The sequence below is a fragment of the Cognatishimia sp. genome, from assembly GCF_964229375.1.
Classification (GTDB): Bacteria; Pseudomonadota; Alphaproteobacteria; order Rhodobacterales; family Rhodobacteraceae; genus Cognatishimia.
Genome location: NZ_CAXREH010000049.1, coordinates 1 through 17,358, shown reverse-complemented (window position 1 = coordinate 17,358; position 17,358 = coordinate 1). Strand labels below are relative to the sequence as shown.

At 57.6% G+C, this 17,358-nt stretch carries 14 protein-coding genes; 10 read left to right on the top strand and 4 right to left on the bottom strand.

Annotated elements, in window-relative coordinates; genetic code table 11:
* A partial coding sequence (locus ACEQWH_RS03815; protein WP_370228388.1) for an NAD(P)/FAD-dependent oxidoreductase occupies positions 1–1,224 on the top strand: 1,224 nt, incomplete at its 5' end.
* A gap of 157 nt (positions 1,225–1,381) precedes the next feature.
* Here ACEQWH_RS03815 and ACEQWH_RS03810 read toward each other — a convergent pair.
* The 3 genes from ACEQWH_RS03810 to ACEQWH_RS03800 all read right to left on the bottom strand — a co-directional run bounded on the left by ACEQWH_RS03810 (position 1,382) and on the right by ACEQWH_RS03800 (position 4,886).
* On the bottom strand, positions 1,382–2,932 hold the full coding sequence (locus ACEQWH_RS03810; RefSeq protein WP_370228387.1) for a trimethylamine methyltransferase family protein: 1,551 nt from the start codon (positions 2,930–2,932) through the stop codon (positions 1,382–1,384).
* Positions 2,933–3,063: 131 nt separating this feature from the next.
* Positions 3,064–4,170, bottom strand: a complete 1,107-nt coding sequence (locus tag ACEQWH_RS03805) for a Gfo/Idh/MocA family protein (RefSeq protein ID WP_370228386.1) — start codon at positions 4,168–4,170, stop codon at positions 3,064–3,066.
* A gap of 8 nt (positions 4,171–4,178) precedes the next feature.
* Positions 4,179–4,886 carry a GntR family transcriptional regulator gene (locus ACEQWH_RS03800; protein ID WP_370228385.1) on the bottom strand — a complete coding sequence of 236 codons (708 nt, stop codon included), beginning with the start codon at positions 4,884–4,886 and terminating at the stop codon, positions 4,179–4,181.
* 101 nt (positions 4,887–4,987) lie between these two features.
* Here ACEQWH_RS03800 and ACEQWH_RS03795 point away from each other — a divergent pair, with 101 nt between their 5' ends.
* The 6 genes from ACEQWH_RS03795 to dctP are packed head-to-tail and all read left to right on the top strand — an operon-like array spanning position 4,988 to position 10,563.
* Positions 4,988–6,142 carry an LLM class flavin-dependent oxidoreductase gene (locus ACEQWH_RS03795; protein WP_370228384.1) on the top strand — a complete coding sequence of 385 codons (1,155 nt, stop codon included), beginning with the start codon at positions 4,988–4,990 and terminating at the stop codon, positions 6,140–6,142.
* On the top strand, positions 6,142–7,032 hold the full coding sequence (locus ACEQWH_RS03790; RefSeq protein ID WP_370228383.1) for an aldo/keto reductase family oxidoreductase: 891 nt from the start codon (positions 6,142–6,144) through the stop codon (positions 7,030–7,032). The genes ACEQWH_RS03795 and ACEQWH_RS03790 overlap by 1 nt, the downstream gene beginning before the upstream one ends.
* 5 nt (positions 7,033–7,037) lie before the next feature.
* Entirely contained in the window at positions 7,038–7,553 is a 516-nt protein-coding gene (locus ACEQWH_RS03785) for a flavin reductase family protein (protein ID WP_370228389.1), read from the top strand.
* A 40-nt stretch (positions 7,554–7,593) separates the two neighbouring features.
* Complete coding sequence (locus ACEQWH_RS03780; protein ID WP_370228382.1) at positions 7,594–8,184, top strand: TRAP transporter small permease; 591 nt, start codon at positions 7,594–7,596, stop codon at positions 8,182–8,184.
* On the top strand, positions 8,184–9,473 hold the full coding sequence (locus ACEQWH_RS03775; RefSeq protein WP_370228381.1) for a TRAP transporter large permease: 1,290 nt from the start codon (positions 8,184–8,186) through the stop codon (positions 9,471–9,473). Before ACEQWH_RS03780 ends, ACEQWH_RS03775 begins: the two co-directional genes overlap by 1 nt.
* A gap of 31 nt (positions 9,474–9,504) precedes the next feature.
* A complete protein-coding gene (gene dctP, locus ACEQWH_RS03770) occupies positions 9,505–10,563 on the top strand; it encodes a TRAP transporter substrate-binding protein DctP (RefSeq protein ID WP_370228380.1) in 1,059 nt (352 codons plus the stop codon).
* A 60-nt stretch (positions 10,564–10,623) separates the two neighbouring features.
* Here dctP and ACEQWH_RS03765 read toward each other — a convergent pair whose 3' ends face one another.
* Entirely contained in the window at positions 10,624–11,094 is a 471-nt protein-coding gene (locus ACEQWH_RS03765) for a tetratricopeptide repeat protein (RefSeq protein WP_370228379.1), read from the bottom strand.
* 57 nt (positions 11,095–11,151) lie between these two features.
* Here ACEQWH_RS03765 and ACEQWH_RS03760 point away from each other — a divergent pair, with 57 nt between their 5' ends.
* From ACEQWH_RS03760 to ACEQWH_RS03750, 3 genes are all read left to right on the top strand, one after another.
* Positions 11,152–12,423 carry a cytochrome-c peroxidase gene (locus tag ACEQWH_RS03760; RefSeq protein ID WP_370228378.1) on the top strand — a complete coding sequence of 424 codons (1,272 nt, stop codon included), beginning with the start codon at positions 11,152–11,154 and terminating at the stop codon, positions 12,421–12,423.
* A 97-nt stretch (positions 12,424–12,520) separates the two neighbouring features.
* Positions 12,521–15,727 carry a reductive dehalogenase gene (locus tag ACEQWH_RS03755; protein WP_370228377.1) on the top strand — a complete coding sequence of 1,069 codons (3,207 nt, stop codon included), beginning with the start codon at positions 12,521–12,523 and terminating at the stop codon, positions 15,725–15,727.
* 122 nt (positions 15,728–15,849) lie between these two features.
* A partial coding sequence (locus tag ACEQWH_RS03750) for an acyl-CoA dehydrogenase family protein (protein ID WP_370228376.1) occupies positions 15,850–17,358 on the top strand: 1,509 nt, incomplete at its 3' end.

Below are 17,358 nucleotides of genomic sequence, written 5' to 3'. Positions count from 1 at the left end.
GTGATCGTCGGGGGCGGGTTTGCCGGTTTGACAGCCGCCCGCCGCCTGACGCAGCTTGCGCCGGGGTCAAAGATCACCGTGCTCGAAGCGGGCGCCATTGCCGAAGGCGCCGCCGGGCGCAACTCGGGGTTCATGATCGATCTGCCGCACGAGCTGACCTCAGACGACTATGCCGGCAGCGGCGATGATCGCGCGCTGATCACCCTTAATCGGCAAGCCATCGACTTTGCACGCAACGCCGTGCAGGACTACGACATTGACCCGAACTACTTTGATGCCTGCGGCAAGGTCAACGGCGCAGCAAGCGCGCGGGCCGATGATCACAACACCAGCTATGCGGCGCATCTTGCCTCACTTGGCGAGGCCTCCGAGCGGCTTGACGCCAAACACATGCAAGAGCTGACAGGCAGCGCCCATTATCAGTCAGGCCTTTATACGCCAGGAACTGTGGTTCTGCAGCCAGCAGGCTATATTCGCGGGCTGGCCGATGGCCTGCGTCGCCGTGGCGTAGAGATCTATGAAGGCTCTGCGGTCACTCAGATCATCAAAGCCGGATCCTCCTGGCAGGTCGCCACAGCGCAGGGCAGCATGACAACCGACAAAGTCATACTATCCGTCAACGGCCACCTCGAGAGCTTTGGCGTCGAAAAAGGGCGTCTGATGCAGCTCTTTCTCTATGCTTCCATGACACCCGAACTGGACGCCGATGCGTTACAAAAACTTGGCGGACAAAACCGCTGGGGCATCACGCCGTCCGATCCCATGGGCACCACAATGCGCCGCATCGATACAGCGCAAGGCGGAAACCGGATCATCACACGCACCTGCGCGCTGCTGAAACCAAATACCAAACCCTCTGAACGAGACATGGCGCGCGCCGCGCGGGTGATGCAGCAGAAATTCGACAGCCGTTTCCCCAAACTGGCGGGCCTTCGAATGGAACATGTCTGGGCAGGGCACTTGTGCCTGTCTATGAATAGCGTCTCGGTCATGCGCGAGATCGACACAGGCATCTATTCCGCCTGCGTTCAGAACGGGCTGGGCACAGCGCGTGGCACTCTGACAGGCATTGGCGCCGCGGAACTGGCATGTGGTGTCAGGTCCGACATCACGGCGCATTTCACCGCCGAAGCCCAACCCAGCCGCCTGCCCCCGCAACCGTTTCGTCAAATCGGCGCGAATGCAATCTTGCGCTGGCAGGAACATCGCGCACGCAGCGAATAGCGGCACGCGGCGGATTTGAGTATTTGGGACAAGGTGAAAGCCCTTTTTCTCTTGCCCCAAATATCCCCGCCGGAGGCATAAAAGTTCTTTTCAAAATGCATCAAGCCAGACTTGGGGTGCAAGTCTGGCTTGGTAAGCTGGTGTCTGCTGAGCGGGATTAATAGTCTTGGTTCAGCGCGTCCTCTGCCGGGATTTCACGCTCTCGGCGCGCGATATACTCCATCAGCTCTTCGTTCTTTGCCACATCCAATGTCGGCTCTTGATACTCGCGCAGCAATTTCTTGGCGTGGTTCAGGGCGCGCTCGGTAATTTCGACGCTGCCTTCCGCAACCCATTGCTCGATCGAGTTGTTGTCAAGCAGCTCGGGCATGAAGAACGCGTCCTGGAAGTTGTCCTGCGTGTGCGGGTGACCCAGATAGTGACCGCCGGGTCCGACATCCGGCACAGCTTTCAGAGCCGCGCCAAAATCGCCCCATTTCGGACCTTCTGCCATGCGGTAAGCCATCGCGCATTGCTCTGCATCGACGATGAACTTGGCCACGGAACAATGCATGCCCGCCTCGTTCCAGCCAGCCGAGTGCCAGATATAGTTCGCGCCCGCATGGATAACGGCCTGCAGCGTTGTCGCGCTCTCATAGCCTGCCTGCGCATCAAAGGTTTTCGCGCCACCCAGCGTGTTAGAGGTACGCCACGGCACCCCGTAGTAGCGCGCCATCTGACCGATCATAAAGTTCATCAGGCTGATTTCAGGCGTCCCCGCCATCGGCGCGCCGGATTTCATCGATACCGTGGACAGGTAGTGGCCATAGATCGCTGGCGCGCCCTTGCGGATGACCTGCGTATAGGCCAGCGCCGAAAGCGCTTCGGCGTTCAGCTGGGCAACCGAGGCCGGAACAGAGGCCGGCGTATTCGCGCCGCCCAGAACGAAGGGCGAGCAGAGAACCGGCTGATTGCGTTTACAGAAAGCACGCATCGCGCCCAGCATGGTTTCATCCCAGACCAGTGGGCTGTTGCCGTTACAGTTGCCGGTGGTGACCGGATGATCCTCAAGAAAGTCTTCGCCAAACAGGATCGCGCACATGTCCATGACATCTTCGGCGTTCTTGGGGCTTGTTGTCATGCCCATGAACATCTTGTCGGAGTGTTTCATCGATGAATATGTGATGCGCAAATGACGGTGGCTGATCGGGTGATCATAGGGCTCAACGATGTGGTGCGCCGAAGAATGCAGCGCTGGCATCATGTGGCTCAGCTTGTGGAACATCGCCAGATCGTCCAGCGTCGGGTTCCGGCGTACGTCTTCGAGATCGCGCAAGAAAGGCGCGCCGGTCATCGGCACAAACACCGAGGCATTGCCGCCCAGCGCGACGTTCTTTTCAGGGTTGCGCGCGTGATAGGTAAACTCGGACGGGATCGTCGAGATCAACTCGCGCACCAAACCCCGATCCAGAAAGACAAGCTCGCCCTCAACCTTTGCGCCAACGCGTTTCCAGTCTTCCAGCGCGATATCATCGCGGAACTGGACACCGACGTTCTCAAGTATGTCCATCGACGCATTGTCGATCGCCTCGACCTGTGCGCCGTCCATCACCTCACACAGAGGGATTTTTCGGGTCAATCCCGGCAGCATGTCGAAGTTTACAGCGGTGCGAGCTGCGCGGCGGGCGGAGCGCCCGCCACCGCGTGTGCGAGGTGCGTGTGCGTTCATTGTGATCTCCAATCTTACACCGAGACTTGCACGCAAGACTCACTTTCGTCCTGCGGTTTCCCGAAATCTGATTGCAGAAAGCGACACGTTATCGACCAAAGAAGGCCCCGGTCGGCCGCTGTGAACGCCGGTTACAGAAACTCTTTCATCTCAACCACACGCTTTTCGGCGATCGAGCGTTGGGCCGCCATTCCCATCAGAACCGCCATCTTGCCATCGTTGAACGTGACCTCAGGCGTCGCGCGCGTGCCGCGCACCAGCTCGAGGAACTTCTGATGCTGATAAAAGGTCGAGCCATTGTGGTCTCCGGCATCCAGAATGTCAGGATCCACAGGGATTGCACGTGTTTCCGGCCCCTTGGGGCTGCGTGGGCTTAGAACCAGTTTGGGCACGGGCGCATCTCCCAGATGTTTCGGCCAGAACCGACCAGGTCCGGGCACCTGCGCCTCGATCTTGCCGTTTGGTCCGACGGCAGACACCTCTTCCTGATACTCTGCGCCTTCTGCAAACATGCACAGCTCGAGCATGGCGCGGGCGCCTGTGTCGAAATCGACAATGACATAGCCATTGTCCTGAATATCACTGACCGCCCCGTCATAGGATTCGGTCAAATGGTTCACATCCTGCCCGCCAGACGCCATGACGCGCACAGGTTCGGCGTTCAGCGCCAAGCGCATCAGATCGAAGAAGTGACAGCATTTCTCGACAAACGTCCCGCCCGACTTTGCGTTAAAGCGGTTCCAATTGCCGACTTTGGGAAGGAACGGGAACCGGTGCTCGCGGATCGTCAGCATCTTGATGCCGCCAGTTGCCTCTTGGACTGCGTCCAGAAACGCCGAGATGGGCGGCATGTAGCGGTACTCCATCGCGACCCAGACGGGTGCGGGGTATGTCTCGATAAACCGGTTCATCCGCGCGACGTCATCCGGATCTGTAAACAGGGGCTTTTCCACCAACACCGGCAGGGCGCGATGTTCGGCCAAAAGTTCCAGTTGTTCGACATGGCGGAAATTCGGGCTGGCGATCAGTATACAATCCAGATCGTCATGCCCCAGCAGCTCTTCGATGCTGTCTGCAAAGGTCACAGTCGGCTCGACGTGTTGTGCGGCCTTGCGCATGCCCGCATCGGGTTCAAAAACCACCGCAACCTGCGCATCGGGCAAAAGCGCAATATTGCGCATATGTTCGTTGCCCATCATGCCGCATCCGATGATTCCGTAACGCGTTGTCTTCGTCATAGTTACTCCTAGGTCAGACGCTGCACATAAAGTGCTTTGTCTGGGTCATACCAAGTGCGGGAGAACTCTACGGGGGCGTCATCCTTGGCCCAGCTCAACCGCTCTACATATCCAGCTATTTCATGAGGTGCCTTGCCAAAGGCACTGGGTGCCCAATCTGGCACAGGTCCGATCGCCACCCGATCTTCGGCGCGGCTGATCCAAACATCCAGCGCCAGTCGGTAGTAACGATACATCGAATCCTGCACCTGTTTGGGGTCCACATGACCTGCAGACCCATCCAGCCATATCTCTTCGACCGCCACCGGAATCTTGTCCATAAAGCGCAGACGACGGAATCGCGTCCCCCAGCCCTTGCGCCCGAAATCAGGCAGGTCAGAGGGTTTCTTGAGTTCATCGACCGACAGGAACTGCGCCGTGGGAAGACCACCGCCTTTGTGCAACTCGAGCCGCAGCATGGAATAGATGCTGAGCACCTGATCCTTGCTGCGCACATAGTTCCCTGACCCCTGAATACGCTCCAGCAGACCTTTTTTCTCTAGCTCTGATAGGGCTTTACGCAAAGTACGCACAGTTGTGTTGAACCTGACCGCCAAGGTGCGCTCGGGCGGCAGGCGCGCGCCATCTTCCAACCGGCCCGAGCCAATTTCGCGGATCAAAGTCTCGCTGATCTGCAGATATAGGGGGATCGCAGTGGCTTCGCCGGTGGTGGTCATTTCGTGGTGCTACCGCTCACAAAAAAATTGATACACCATTGATCTACATCAAAGCGCTGGTTATGCAAGATGAAAATGACTGCTCGCCTTCGGAGGAATCAATGACCGTCGTCCCCATCACGTCGCCAGACCTAGACGCCGCAGAAGTGTCATGGTTTTCAGCACTTTGCTCGGACGATTATCAGTTTCTGGGCGTGCCGGACGGGGATCTGCGATCCTCTTGGAAACACTGCTCCGATATCGTGAAAACCGCCGAGGCGCAGGGCTTTCGCAACATTTTGTGCCCCTCATCTTACCAAGTTGGTCAGGACACGCTGAGCTTTGTGGCGGGCTGTGCGCCGATCACCGAAAAGATCAACATGCTGGCTGCGGTGCGCTGTGGCGAGATGCAACCGATCATGCTGGCGCGCACGATTTCCACCTTGGATCATATGCTTGAAGGGCGCCTGACGGTTAACATCATCAGCTCGGATTTCCCAGGTGAGGTTGCCGAAAGCGGCTACCGCTATCAACGCTCACGCGAAGTGGTCGAAATCCTCAAACAGGCGTGGACGCAGGACAAAATCACCTACAAGGGCGAGGTTTATAACTTCGAAGGCCTGACAACCGACCCGGCGAAGCCCTATCAGACCGGCGGGCCGTTGCTTTATTTCGGCGGTTATTCTCCGGCCGCGTTGGATCTGTGCGGGCAGCATTGCGACGTCTATCTGATGTGGCCAGAGCCAAAGGAAAATCTGGCGCAGCGTATGAAAGACGTGAACGCTGTGGCCGAGAAATACAACCGTACGCTGGATTACGGCCTGCGCGTGCACATGATCGTGCGCGAGACCGAGGCCGAAGCGCGTGAGTATGCGGATTACATCGTGTCCAAACTGGATGACGAATACGGCAAACTGATCCGCGACCGCGCCCATGACAGTATTTCGCTGGGCGTCGCGCATCAGGCCAAAGCCCGCGAGCTGGCGGATAAATTCGGCTATGTAGAGCCTAATCTTTGGACCGGCGTCGGACGCGCGCGCTCGGGCTGTGGCGCGGCTTTGGTGGGCAGCGCGGATCAGGTTCTCAGCCGTATTGAAGAATATCAAAAAATGGGTATCCGTGCGTTTATCTTTTCTGGATATCCGCACATCGACGAAGCAGAACACTTTGGTAAGCTCGTCATGCCACATCTAAAAACCTGTTCGATGCCAGAGGCCTATGGCCGCGTTCCGGCATCCACACCTGCAACGCCTCTAGGCGTAGGAGACCGCGCATAATGGATCGTGTATCCCTCACTTCTGACCTTAGCTTCAGCCGCCTTGTCTATGGCATGTGGCGCATTGGCGATGTCGAAGACACATCACCCGACCATGTCGAAGCGAAAATTCAGGCGTGCCTGGATCAGGGCATCACAACCTTTGATCAGGCCGACATCTATGGCGACTATGGTGCCGAGGCGATCCTCGGCGGCGCGCTGCGGGCAAACCCTGCTTTGCGCAACCAGATGGAAATCGTCACAAAATGCGACATCATTGCCCCGATTGGTCGCTGGTCGCATGCGTCTGGCAAATATTACGACACGTCCCGCGCGCATATCGAATCCTCTGTCGAGCATTCGCTGACCGGCATGGGCATTGACCACATCGATCTGCTGCTGATCCACCGTCCCGATCCCTTGATGGATCACGAGGAAACCGGCGCAGCGTTGGATGATCTGGTGGCCTCGGGCAAAGTGCGCACCGTTGGTGTGTCAAATTTCCGTCCGTGGGATTGGGATCTGCTGCAATCTGCAATGTCCAACAAACTGGTCACAAACCAGATCGAGATTTCTTTGTCGGAACTTGCGCCGTTCACCAACGGAGACATCGCGTTCCACCAGAAAAACGGCGACGCAATGATGGCATGGTCCCCCTTGGGAGGCGGTAGCCTGATGACAGGGGACGGCGACGCTGCCAAACAGATGGACGCAATTGCGGCCGAGTTTGGCGTAGATCGCGCGGCGGTTGCTGTGGCGTTCTTGCTGCGCCACCCGTCCAAAATCCTGCCGGTGCTTGGGACCAACAATCTGGACCGGATCAAGACCATCTCGGATGCGATGAAGGTATCCTTGAGCCGCGAAGCATGGTTCACTCTCTATCAAGCCGCGCTCGGCAAGGAGGTCCCGTGAACGTCATGACGCAAACCGATACGATTGAAAGCTTTGTTCCAGATGCTGACAACACGCGCTTGCTGCGCGATGCTTTTGGTCGGTTTGTAACCGGCGTGACGATTGTAACCGCCATGACCGAGGACGGCCCGATCGGGATCACCGCCAACAGTTTTTCATCTGTGTCACTGAACCCTGCGCTGGCGCTTTGGTCGCCAGACAAAGGATCACGACGCGCCGGGCATTTCCTGAACGCCAAGCATTACGCCATCCATGTTCTTGCGGCGGATCAATCCGATCTCTGCTGGGCCATTGCAAAAGATGCTTATGGGCTGCGCGACAAGGGTCTGACGACAAACCAAGTGGATGTGCCTTTGATCGAGGGCTGTCTGGCCCGGTTTGAGTGCACACAGGTTCAGACTGTCGATGCCGGAGATCATACAATCATCCTTGGGTCTATCGACCGAACAACCCTACGCCAAGACGGAGAAGCACTGGGGTTCTTCAAAGGAAAAATGGGAGTCTTTTCGACCAACGACTAAGGGCTGCAGCCGCCTTTAAGGCTGCGTGGGAGGAGTGAATATGAGTTTTTTGCTGGCTTTGGCCACGGTGTTAAAGGTGATCAACGACCTTTTGCTGCGCATTGGACGCAGCATTGGGGTCGTGGCGGTGGCGGCCATGGTTATCGCCATCCTGATCCAGGTCTTTTTCCGTTATATTCTGAACAACGCCCTGCCCTGGCCGGATGAGGCCGCGCGGTTCTGCATGTTGTGGATGACCGGCCTCATGGCCCCAACCGCCTTCCGCAGCGGCGGCTTCGTCGCCATCGACGTCATCGACTCTATCCTGCCCAGCAAGGCTCTTCAGGCGTTGCAGATCATTTTGCTGGTCGTGTGTCTCGTGGTCCTGGTCTTTGCCGTCCAGATTGGCTGGAAAGAGGTCAATGGCCTGGGTGGACGATTTGCCACCGCATCGCTCTATGTTCCCACATCTCTTGGCTTTGACGAATGGTACCGCGTGCCGCGCAGCTGGATGATGCTGTCCCTGTTTGTCGGCGTTGTGCTTTTGATCCTCGTGAATGTCGAACTGATCCTGCGTCGCGTGATTTCTTTGTTTGGCGGAGGCGACAGCCTGCCAGCCATTGGTGGCCCGGTGGCCGGAGGTGCTGAATAATGTTGCTCTGGTTCCTACCCGTCTTTCTGTTCCTCCTCCTGATCGGTCTTCCGGTGTTCTTCTGCCTGCTCGCAGCGCCGGGTGCGCTTTTGTGGCTGGCCGGTCAGGAACGAGATATCACGCTGCTCTACCGCAATCTGTACAACGGTATGGACAGCTTCCCGCTGATGGCGATCCCCTTCTTCATGCTGGCCGGTGAACTGATGAATCGCGGCGGCATCACCTTGCGTCTTGTTGAATTCGCGCAAGCTTTGATGGGCCACTTCCGTGGCGGCCTGGCGCACGTCAACGTTCTGTCGTCGATGCTGTTTGCCGGTCTGTCCGGATCGGCCGTGGCGGATACATCCGCGCTTGGGTCGATGTTGATCCCAGCCATGGAAAAGCAAGGTTACACAACCCGCTTTGCCGCGGCGATCACCGCAGCCAGCTCGGTGATTGGTCCGATTATTCCGCCGTCTGGGATTATGATTATCTATGCCTATGTCATGGGCGAAAGCGTTGCGGCGCTGTTTTTGGCGGGTATCGTGCCCGGCATCCTAGTGGGTGTTGGCCTGATGATCATGGTCAAGATCATGGCCGACCGCTATGACTTCCCGGTTGCGACTGAAAAGTACTCTTGGAAACAACGCGGGAATGCCTCGCTGAAGGCCTTCTTCCCGCTTATGACACCGGTGATCATTTTGGGTGGCATCTTGGGTGGGGTCTTTACCCCGACCGAAGCCGCAGCGGTCGCGGTTGCCTATGCGCTGGTGATCGGTCTGTTCGTTCTGAACACCCTGAAGTTCCGCGAATTGCCAGACGTTCTGACCCGTGCGGGCATCACCTCTGCGGTTGTGCTTCTGCTGGTTGGTGCTGCGATGTCGTTTAAGACAGTCGTCAGCCTGAGCCACGCGCCAGAGCTTTTGGCGCAATGGATCCTGACGCTGACAGAGAATCCTCTGCTGCTGCTGTTCCTGATTAACCTGCTGCTGTTTGTTGTAGGCATGTTCCTCGACGCTGGCCCGGCGATCATCATCCTCGGCCCGATCCTTGGCCCTGTGTTCCTTGGTCTTGGCGTTGAACCGATCCACTTTGCGATCATCATGTCTGTGAACCTGACCGTCGGTCTGGCAACACCCCCAATGGGCCTTGTGCTCTTTGTGGCCGCCGCCGTGTCCCGAGAAAAGGTGGCCACCATTGCAAAGGCGATCCTGCCTTTCCTTGCGGTGGAAATCTTCGTGATCTTCTTGATCACTTTTGTACCCGCGATTTCGCTGACTGTTCCGCGTCTGACCGGCTTTTTGAATTAACAAGTACTTCGAGCGAATGGGAGGTAACTATATGCTCAAAACTATGTTCAAAACCCTCGCTGTCTCTGCCCTATTGGCAGGCACCGCGATGACGGCAACGGCCGCAGATTACACCCTGCGCGCTACAGCCAACTCAAACGAAAACGACGAAGACTATGACGGTCTGATCGTGTTCAAAAACTATGTCGAAGCCGCATCCAACGGCGCGATCGAAGTTGAACTGTTCATCGGTACCCAGCTTTGCTCCAACGGTGCTGAGTGTCTGCAAGGTGTCGCAGATGGCTCTATCGACATCTATATCTCTACCTCTGGCGGTGCATCCGGCCTGTTCCCATATGTGCAGGTTCTGGACCTGCCATATCTGATGGCGGACGACCGTATTGCCGAGCACGTCTTGTCTGGTGACTTCACCCGCACAATGCGTGACATGGCGCTGGAAGACTCCGGCGACGCGATCCGTCTGATGACAATCGGCAACACCGGCGGCTGGCGCAACTTTGCCAACACAAAACGCCGCGTGGCAGAGCCAGGCGACATGAATGGTCTCAAAATCCGGACCGTTGTGGCAGACCTGCCGCAGGAACTGGTACGTGCCTTGGGTGCGTCTCCGACTCCGATCCCATGGCCTGAACTGTTCACCTCGTTCCAAACTGGCGTTGTTGAAGGCTCCAAGAACGGCATCACCGACATCATGGGTATGAAATTCCCTGATGCGGGTCTGCAGTATGTCACTCTGGACGGCCACGCCTATATGGGTGCGCTGTGGTGGATGTCGAACGAAACATTCATGTCCATGCCTGACGACCTGAAAACTGTTGTTGTTGACGGCTTCTACGGCCTGCAGCAGGCAACCTTCGCGTCGCCAAAGCGTAAGTCGATCCAAGCCTATGCAGACTTTGTTGCAGGCGGCGGTGACCTCTATGTTCCAACTCCAGCACAGAAAGCTGCTTTCAAAGAAGCCGCGTCCCCTGTGTATGACTGGTTCAAAGACAACGTAACCCGCGGTCCGGCGATCTTTGATGCGCTGACTGCTGCGGTTGCAGACGCCGAAGCAGACATCGGTGCAGCCCGCGCAGCGGACCTGAACTAAAGCCAACAAAAAAGGCGGCGCGAGGAAACTCGTGCCGCCTTTCCCTTTAAAGACTTCAGACTACCGTAACGGATACATCCACCCTTTATAGTCCTCGACCAAGATATGCGCTTTTTCGATCTCTTCTCGGGTCATTTTCTTGACCACTTCTTCCAAACTGATCGCCGCATCAGGGTCGCCGCCGATGGCGCTCAGCGTGTACCACATATAGGCGCGCACCAGATCAGGCGCAGGCATTCCGCGTCCGATTTCATAATACCAACCGATGCCCGACTGCGCGCCGGGATGCCCCTTAAGCGAGCTGCGCAGATACCATTCAAACGCCCGCTGGTCATCGCGTTCGACGCCCAAGCCCATGGCGTACATCACGCCAATCAGCTCTTCGGCATCCGCGTTTCCAGATCGCGCCGCAGGCTCCAAAAGCGCATAGGCCTTCACAAAGTCGCCCTCTTCCATCAGGTCGCGCGCTTCTTCGATTTCGGCAAAGGCCGGGCCAGCCAAAAGCGCCAAGGCCAACATAAATCGCTTCATTTCCTTCTCCCTTTCGGTCTGGCACTGGGGCTTGCAAACACGGCTGTTGCCACTGATTTGCCCCCGCCCCTTACGGCCAAAGATTTCTTTCCCACAGCGGCTAAGAAAGCCGAACTCGGTCGCCTGCTATTTTACGATAAAATATTGTCGGGGAACAGAAATATTAGCTGCGGAACCTGCCATCATCCGGCTTTGGGCACCTCTGACGGGCTCTCGCTTGGGCTTGGGGAAGGTGGTGTTGGACTGGGGCCGAAACGGGTGTCTGATACGGGCGAAAATCCGGTTATTCGACGCGTGCCACGCAATGCGCCGGCGTTGTGGAATCTGGGTCACAAAGACATCGGTGTTGTGATGCACGACGGGCGTATCAGCGTCGATGACATCTATGGCAACGGCTTTAACACCCCCGCCGAAGAGTGGCTGCCGCTTGGCCTTGAGACCATTTTGGCAGCGCAGGCCCTGTTCCCTGTGACCTCAAAAATCGAGATGGCCGGGAACTCTGGCGAGAACGAAGTGGTGGGCGCGCGGTTTGATCGCATCGACAACGTGTGGCCCATACTGGCCAAACGCGTGCGCACGATCCCCGCTTATGGCGACGGTTTCGTCGAGGCATTCGCGCATATCTCGGCCCCCGAAGACGTCACGATGGTCGACATCGCCAACGCGATTTCCGCGTTTATTATCCAAGACTTCACCAGTTTCGACAGCCCGTTTGACGCCTATCTCGCAGGCGACACAGGCGCGCTGACCGATCAACAAAAAGCGGGCATGGATCTGTTTTTTGGCACCGCCGGATGTTCCGGGTGTCATGCGGGCAGCCTGTTGTCTGATCAAGGGTTTCACGCGCTTGGCCTGCCTGCGTTTGGGCCCGGACGGACCCGCAAATTTGATCTGATCAACCGCGATGTGGGGCGCATGGGCGAAAGCGACAGCCTTGCTGATGCCTATCGTTTTCGCACGCCTATGTTGCGCAATGTGGCGCTATCGGCCCCCTATGGACACAACGGCGCCTACCCGACGCTTGAGGCCATGGTGCGCCACCATATGGACCCGGAAAAAGCCCGCGCAAACTGGCAGCGCGACGACCTGATCCTGCCGGATGTGCCATGGTTTCGCGCCTCGGATTTCATGATCCAGAACGACCGGTTTGAAATGGCGCGACAGGCGGGCGTGCTGGATATCGCGTTAAAACAGGCCAGCGAAACTGACGTTGCTGCATTGGTTGCGTTCCTAAACGCTTTGACCGGAGAGCAGGCCGCCGCCCAAGCCTCGCGGGTGCCGGATACTGTGCCCAGCGGCTTGCCCGTGGACCATCATCAAAACTTTTAAGCATTGCCCCTGTTAAACCTTTGGTATTTGCGTAAAGTCCCCCGGTACCAAGAGCCCCGGGCCGTTTGGCCCCGGGTAAGGCAAAGGGGGAGCTTTTATGACCGTTCGATTTTTTTCAGACAAATCGAGGCCCGTTCATCTTGGCCCCTACCCTCTGGAAAAACTAACACGGATCACAGAAGCAGACCTTGGTGCGGTTCCCGCGATGGCCCCGTTGTCGTTTCTGCGCCCCGAGACACCGGACAGCATCGTCAACGCGATAGACGAATATCAGGCCATGCTGGATGCACTGCGGGACGGGCTGGTTAACACTGCCAAAAGCAGCATTCCCGACAACCCCGCGGAACGCTCTAACCACCTGAAATCGTTTGGGTACTTCAACGATGCCTCGATGGTTGGGATCTGCTCGCTGCCCAAACAAGCACACCTTGCCGAGATGCGCGTAAACCCCGGTGTGGCCCGCCTGTCAGACGAGCTGCGCACACGCCAGACCAAGAGCCTTGCCGCCGGGATCGACGCGATCATGGCAGATCTGCGCGACAGCATTGACGCAAAACCCAGCAGCATCGACGAGCACAACCATGCCATCGTATTCCTTTATGAAAACCCACGCGACATCGGCGACGAGCCGGGCGTTGAGTGGCTGGAAGATGCGCTGGATCACCGCGCGGCACTGCTTGCCAATGAAACGGCAAGCGTCATCGGCAACTACCTTCGCATTCTGGGTGTTTCGGCCAAATCGCATTCGGCGACCGCGTCGGATGTTGATCTGAACATGCTGGCCGTCGCCGCTGGACTTGCCTATGTGGACGGCGACACAATCGCAGCGCCGTGGATCGGGCGCAGCTTTGGGCTGGCCGCCATCACCTGCACCCTTGATCTGGAAACGGACGCGCCCATCGCTCCGATGCAAAGCCAGCCCTATTGGTCGACACAGGGCCCGGGCTGGTGGCTGGGCAAAGGGCACGCCAAAAGTGCCTTGAACAAAGACCCTTATCGCAAACGTAATTTCGCCGACGGCCCTCATCCGTTTGAGCGGCTGAAACGTGTGGACGAACCGACCACGTATATCGACCGCGCGAATGTTGCCCGCGTGCCGAAACGCGCCGATCTGTTCGCGCGAGCGCAATTCGGAGACATGGGCAAGACGCTGCAGGACCAAGCCAAAGGCGGGTTTTATGTCCGCAAAGCCGCGCCGTCGATTGCGCAACGCCGCGCGCTTGGCGCCTTTGTTTTATTGCAAGACGGCACCCCCAACCCCACCGGCAGCCGCCCCACAGACGCCGCGCGAAACGCGGCCAATATCAAGGCAGCCAGCTATTTTATTGGGGTCGACGCGGTCGGTATTTCCGAATGTCCCGACTGGACTTGGTACAGCCATGACGCCGCGGGTGCCGAGATCCACCCAACGCAGGACCAAGCGATTTCGATGATCATCGATCAGGGCTTTGAAACGATGGAAGGCAGCTCGGGCGATGACTGGATCGCTGTTGCGCAATCCATGCGGGCCTATCTGCGGTTCTCGTTGTTGGGCGGGGTGATCGCCAGACAGATCCGCAACCTCGGCTATCAGGCCAAGGCGCATACCGTGATGGATGGCGAGGTGCTTCAGCCGCCGCTGCTGTTGCTCGCTGGCCTTGGCGAGGTATCGCGGATCGGGGAGGTCATCCTGAACCCCTATCTTGGCCCGCGTCTGAAGTCAGGTGTGGTCACCACAGACATGCCCATGGCACACGACAAGCCCATCGATTTCGGCCTACAGAACTTTTGCGAGAACTGCAACAAATGCGCCCGCGAATGCCCCTCTGGTGCCATCACCGCAGGGCCCAAGCTGATGTTCAACGGTTATGAAATCTGGAAGTCCGACAGCCAGAAATGCGCAACCTATCGGATCACCACTCCGGGCGGAGCAATGTGTGGGCGCTGCATGAAAACCTGCCCCTGGAATCTTGAAGGCCTGTTTGCCGAGGCGCCGTTCCGTTGGGCGGCCTCAAATATTCCGTCCGCCGCGCCGGTTTTGGCCAAACTGGACGACCGGATGAAGCGCGGTGCGCTGAACGATACCAAGAAATGGTGGTGGGATCTGAAACTTGGCGAGGATGGCGGCTATCACCCGACCGATGAACCTGTGAACCGCCGCGATCTGCAGACCGATCTGGACCTGAAATACGAAGACCAGACGCTGGCCGTCTATCCCGCGACCCTTGCGCCGCACCCCTATCCATATCCGTTTCCGATGGATCGCGAGGCAGGCATCAAGGCCTATGAGGATATGATCTCGGCAGAAGACTATCGCGCCAAATCCGCGAAAGGAGAGACCGCGCATATTCATCGCTTCACTCTGGACGCCGACAGCCCGGTGGTGATGGCCAAGATCGCCAAAGTCGAAAAAATGACCTCGGATGTGACCAAATACGTTATTGAGGCCTTCGACGGCAGCGCATTGCCTGACTGGACCGCTGGCGCGCATTTGGACGTGGTAGTCGCGCCCGAGTTCCTGCGCCAGTATTCGATGTCGGGCAACCCTGCCAACACCAACAGCTATGAAATCGGCGTGCTGCGCGAGGACGAAGGGCGCGGCGGGTCCAAGTTCCTGCATCGGATTTTCACAGAGGGCCGGCGCGTGTTTGTCAGCAAGCCGATCAACCACTTTGAACTGGACGAGACCGCCACAAAGACCTTTTTGATGGGCGGCGGCATCGGGATCACGCCCATGATTGCCTTCGCCCACCGGCTGCACGCCTTGGGCGCTGATTTTGCGCTACATTATTCCTGCGGCAGCCGCACATCGGCGGGTTTCTTGAAGGATCTTGCAGAATTCCCATGGGCCGACAAAGTGCACTACCACTTCTCGGACGAGGGCACTCGCGCCGATCTGGATCAGGTTCTCGCCGGATATAAGGACGGTTGGCATGTCTATACCTGTGGGCCGGACCGCTTTATGGATGGCGTGATGCAGGCCGCCGAGCGTCAGGGCTTTCCTGAAGAGGGCCGCCATCTGGAATACTTCAACGTCCCTGAACAGCCCGAGTATGAAAACCACGATTTCACTTTGGAATTGAACGACGGGCGCCAGATCCTTGTCCCTGCTGACAAGACGGCCACTGATGTTCTGGCCGAGAATGGCGTGGCTGTGGACGTGAAATGCTCTGATGGGATCTGTGGGGTCTGTAAATGCGGCCTGATCGACGGCGACGCAGAGCATCGCGATTTCGTTCTGTCCAACAAACAGCGCGAAACCCAGATCATCCTGTGTCAATCGCGTGCCAAAGACCCTGGAGGTGTGCTGAAAGTCGACCTGTAAGTCACAACGCCCAAATTTCGTCGCGTAACATTTTTATTCATTTAACACCCTTGGCGTATTTTAATTGCGCTGCAGATGCATAATAGATATGTCACACTGCAGCATAGCAAAGGATATGATTCATGGCGCACGACGGACAGGACCTCGACATGACCCAATCTGCATTGATTTCTGATCTTCTGGATCTGACCGGCGCGGCACTTGCCCCGGTCGATGCTTTGGTTGAAACGACGACCGAGCGTCTTCGCGATATGGTCACAGTCGAAGGCCGCGTCTCTGGCGGCAAGATCGAAAAAAATCAGACGGCAGCACATGCACTTGCGTGGCTTGCGACCTACGCGCAATCGCTTAAGCAGATGCAAGGCTGGGCCGAAAAGCTGCACGCCGACGGCAAGTTTGGCGAGATCGAACAGTTGATCCACCAGATCGCCTTTGGCGAATACCTCTGGCAGATCTATGGCGGCATCCCGATGAGTCAGGGCGAAATCATCCGCCTGCAAGACATGGGCCTGACGCAAGACGAGATGCGCGGGCTGATGATCCCTGCGGTCATGACGCTGTGCGATCAAGGCAACAGCCAAGCCGCGCGCGTGCGCCTTGTCGAACTGATGCGAGAGCAAGCGGCCAACCTGACCGTTGGCGGCGCGGGCCTTGACGAAGAACTCGAGATGATCCGCGAGCAAGTCCGCCGTTACACCGTGGAAAAGGTGCTGCCCCATGCGCATGAGTGGCACCTCAAGGACGACCTGATCCCGCTGGAAGTCATTCAGGAACTGGCCGAAATGGGCGTCTTTGGACTGACCCTGCCCGAGGAATACGGCGGGTTTGGCATGTCCAAAGCGTCGATGGCCGTTGTGACCGAAGAGCTGTCGCGCGGCTATATCGGCGTCGGCTCGCTGGGCACCCGCCCCGAGATCGCCTGCGAACTGATCCTGTGCGGTGGCACCGAGGACCAAAAGCAAAAATGGCTGCCAAAACTTGCCAGCGGTGAAGTTTTGCCGACCGCGGTGTTCACCGAGCCAAACACCGGATCGGATCTGGGAAGCCTGCGCACCCGGGCCGTGAAATCCGGCGACGACTGGGAAATCACCGGCAACAAAACATGGATCACCCATGCAGCCCGCACCCAGATCATGACCCTGTTGGCGCGCACCAATCCCGAGACCGACAACCACACCGGCCTGTCGATGTTCATCGCCGAAAAGACACCTGGAACCGATGAAAACCCTTTCCCGACCGAGGGCATGAGTGGCACCGAGATCGAAGTGCTGGGGTATCGCGGCATGAAAGAATACGAACTCAGCTTTGATGGCTTTAAGGTCAAAGGCGAAAACCTGTTGGGTGGCGAAGAAGGCAAGGGCTTTAAACAGCTGATGCAGACCTTCGAAAGCGCCCGCATCCAGACCGCAGCACGTGCTGTTGGTGTGGCTCAGTCCGCGTTGGACGTGTCCATGCAATATGCCATCGACCGCAAACAATTCGGCAAGTCTCTGATCGAATTCCCCCGCGTGGCGAGCAAACTGGCGATGATGGCGGTTGAAATCATGATCGCGCGCCAGCTGACTTATTTCTCGGCCTGGGAAAAAGATAACGACCGTCGCTGCGACCTTGAGGCTGGGATGGCAAAACTG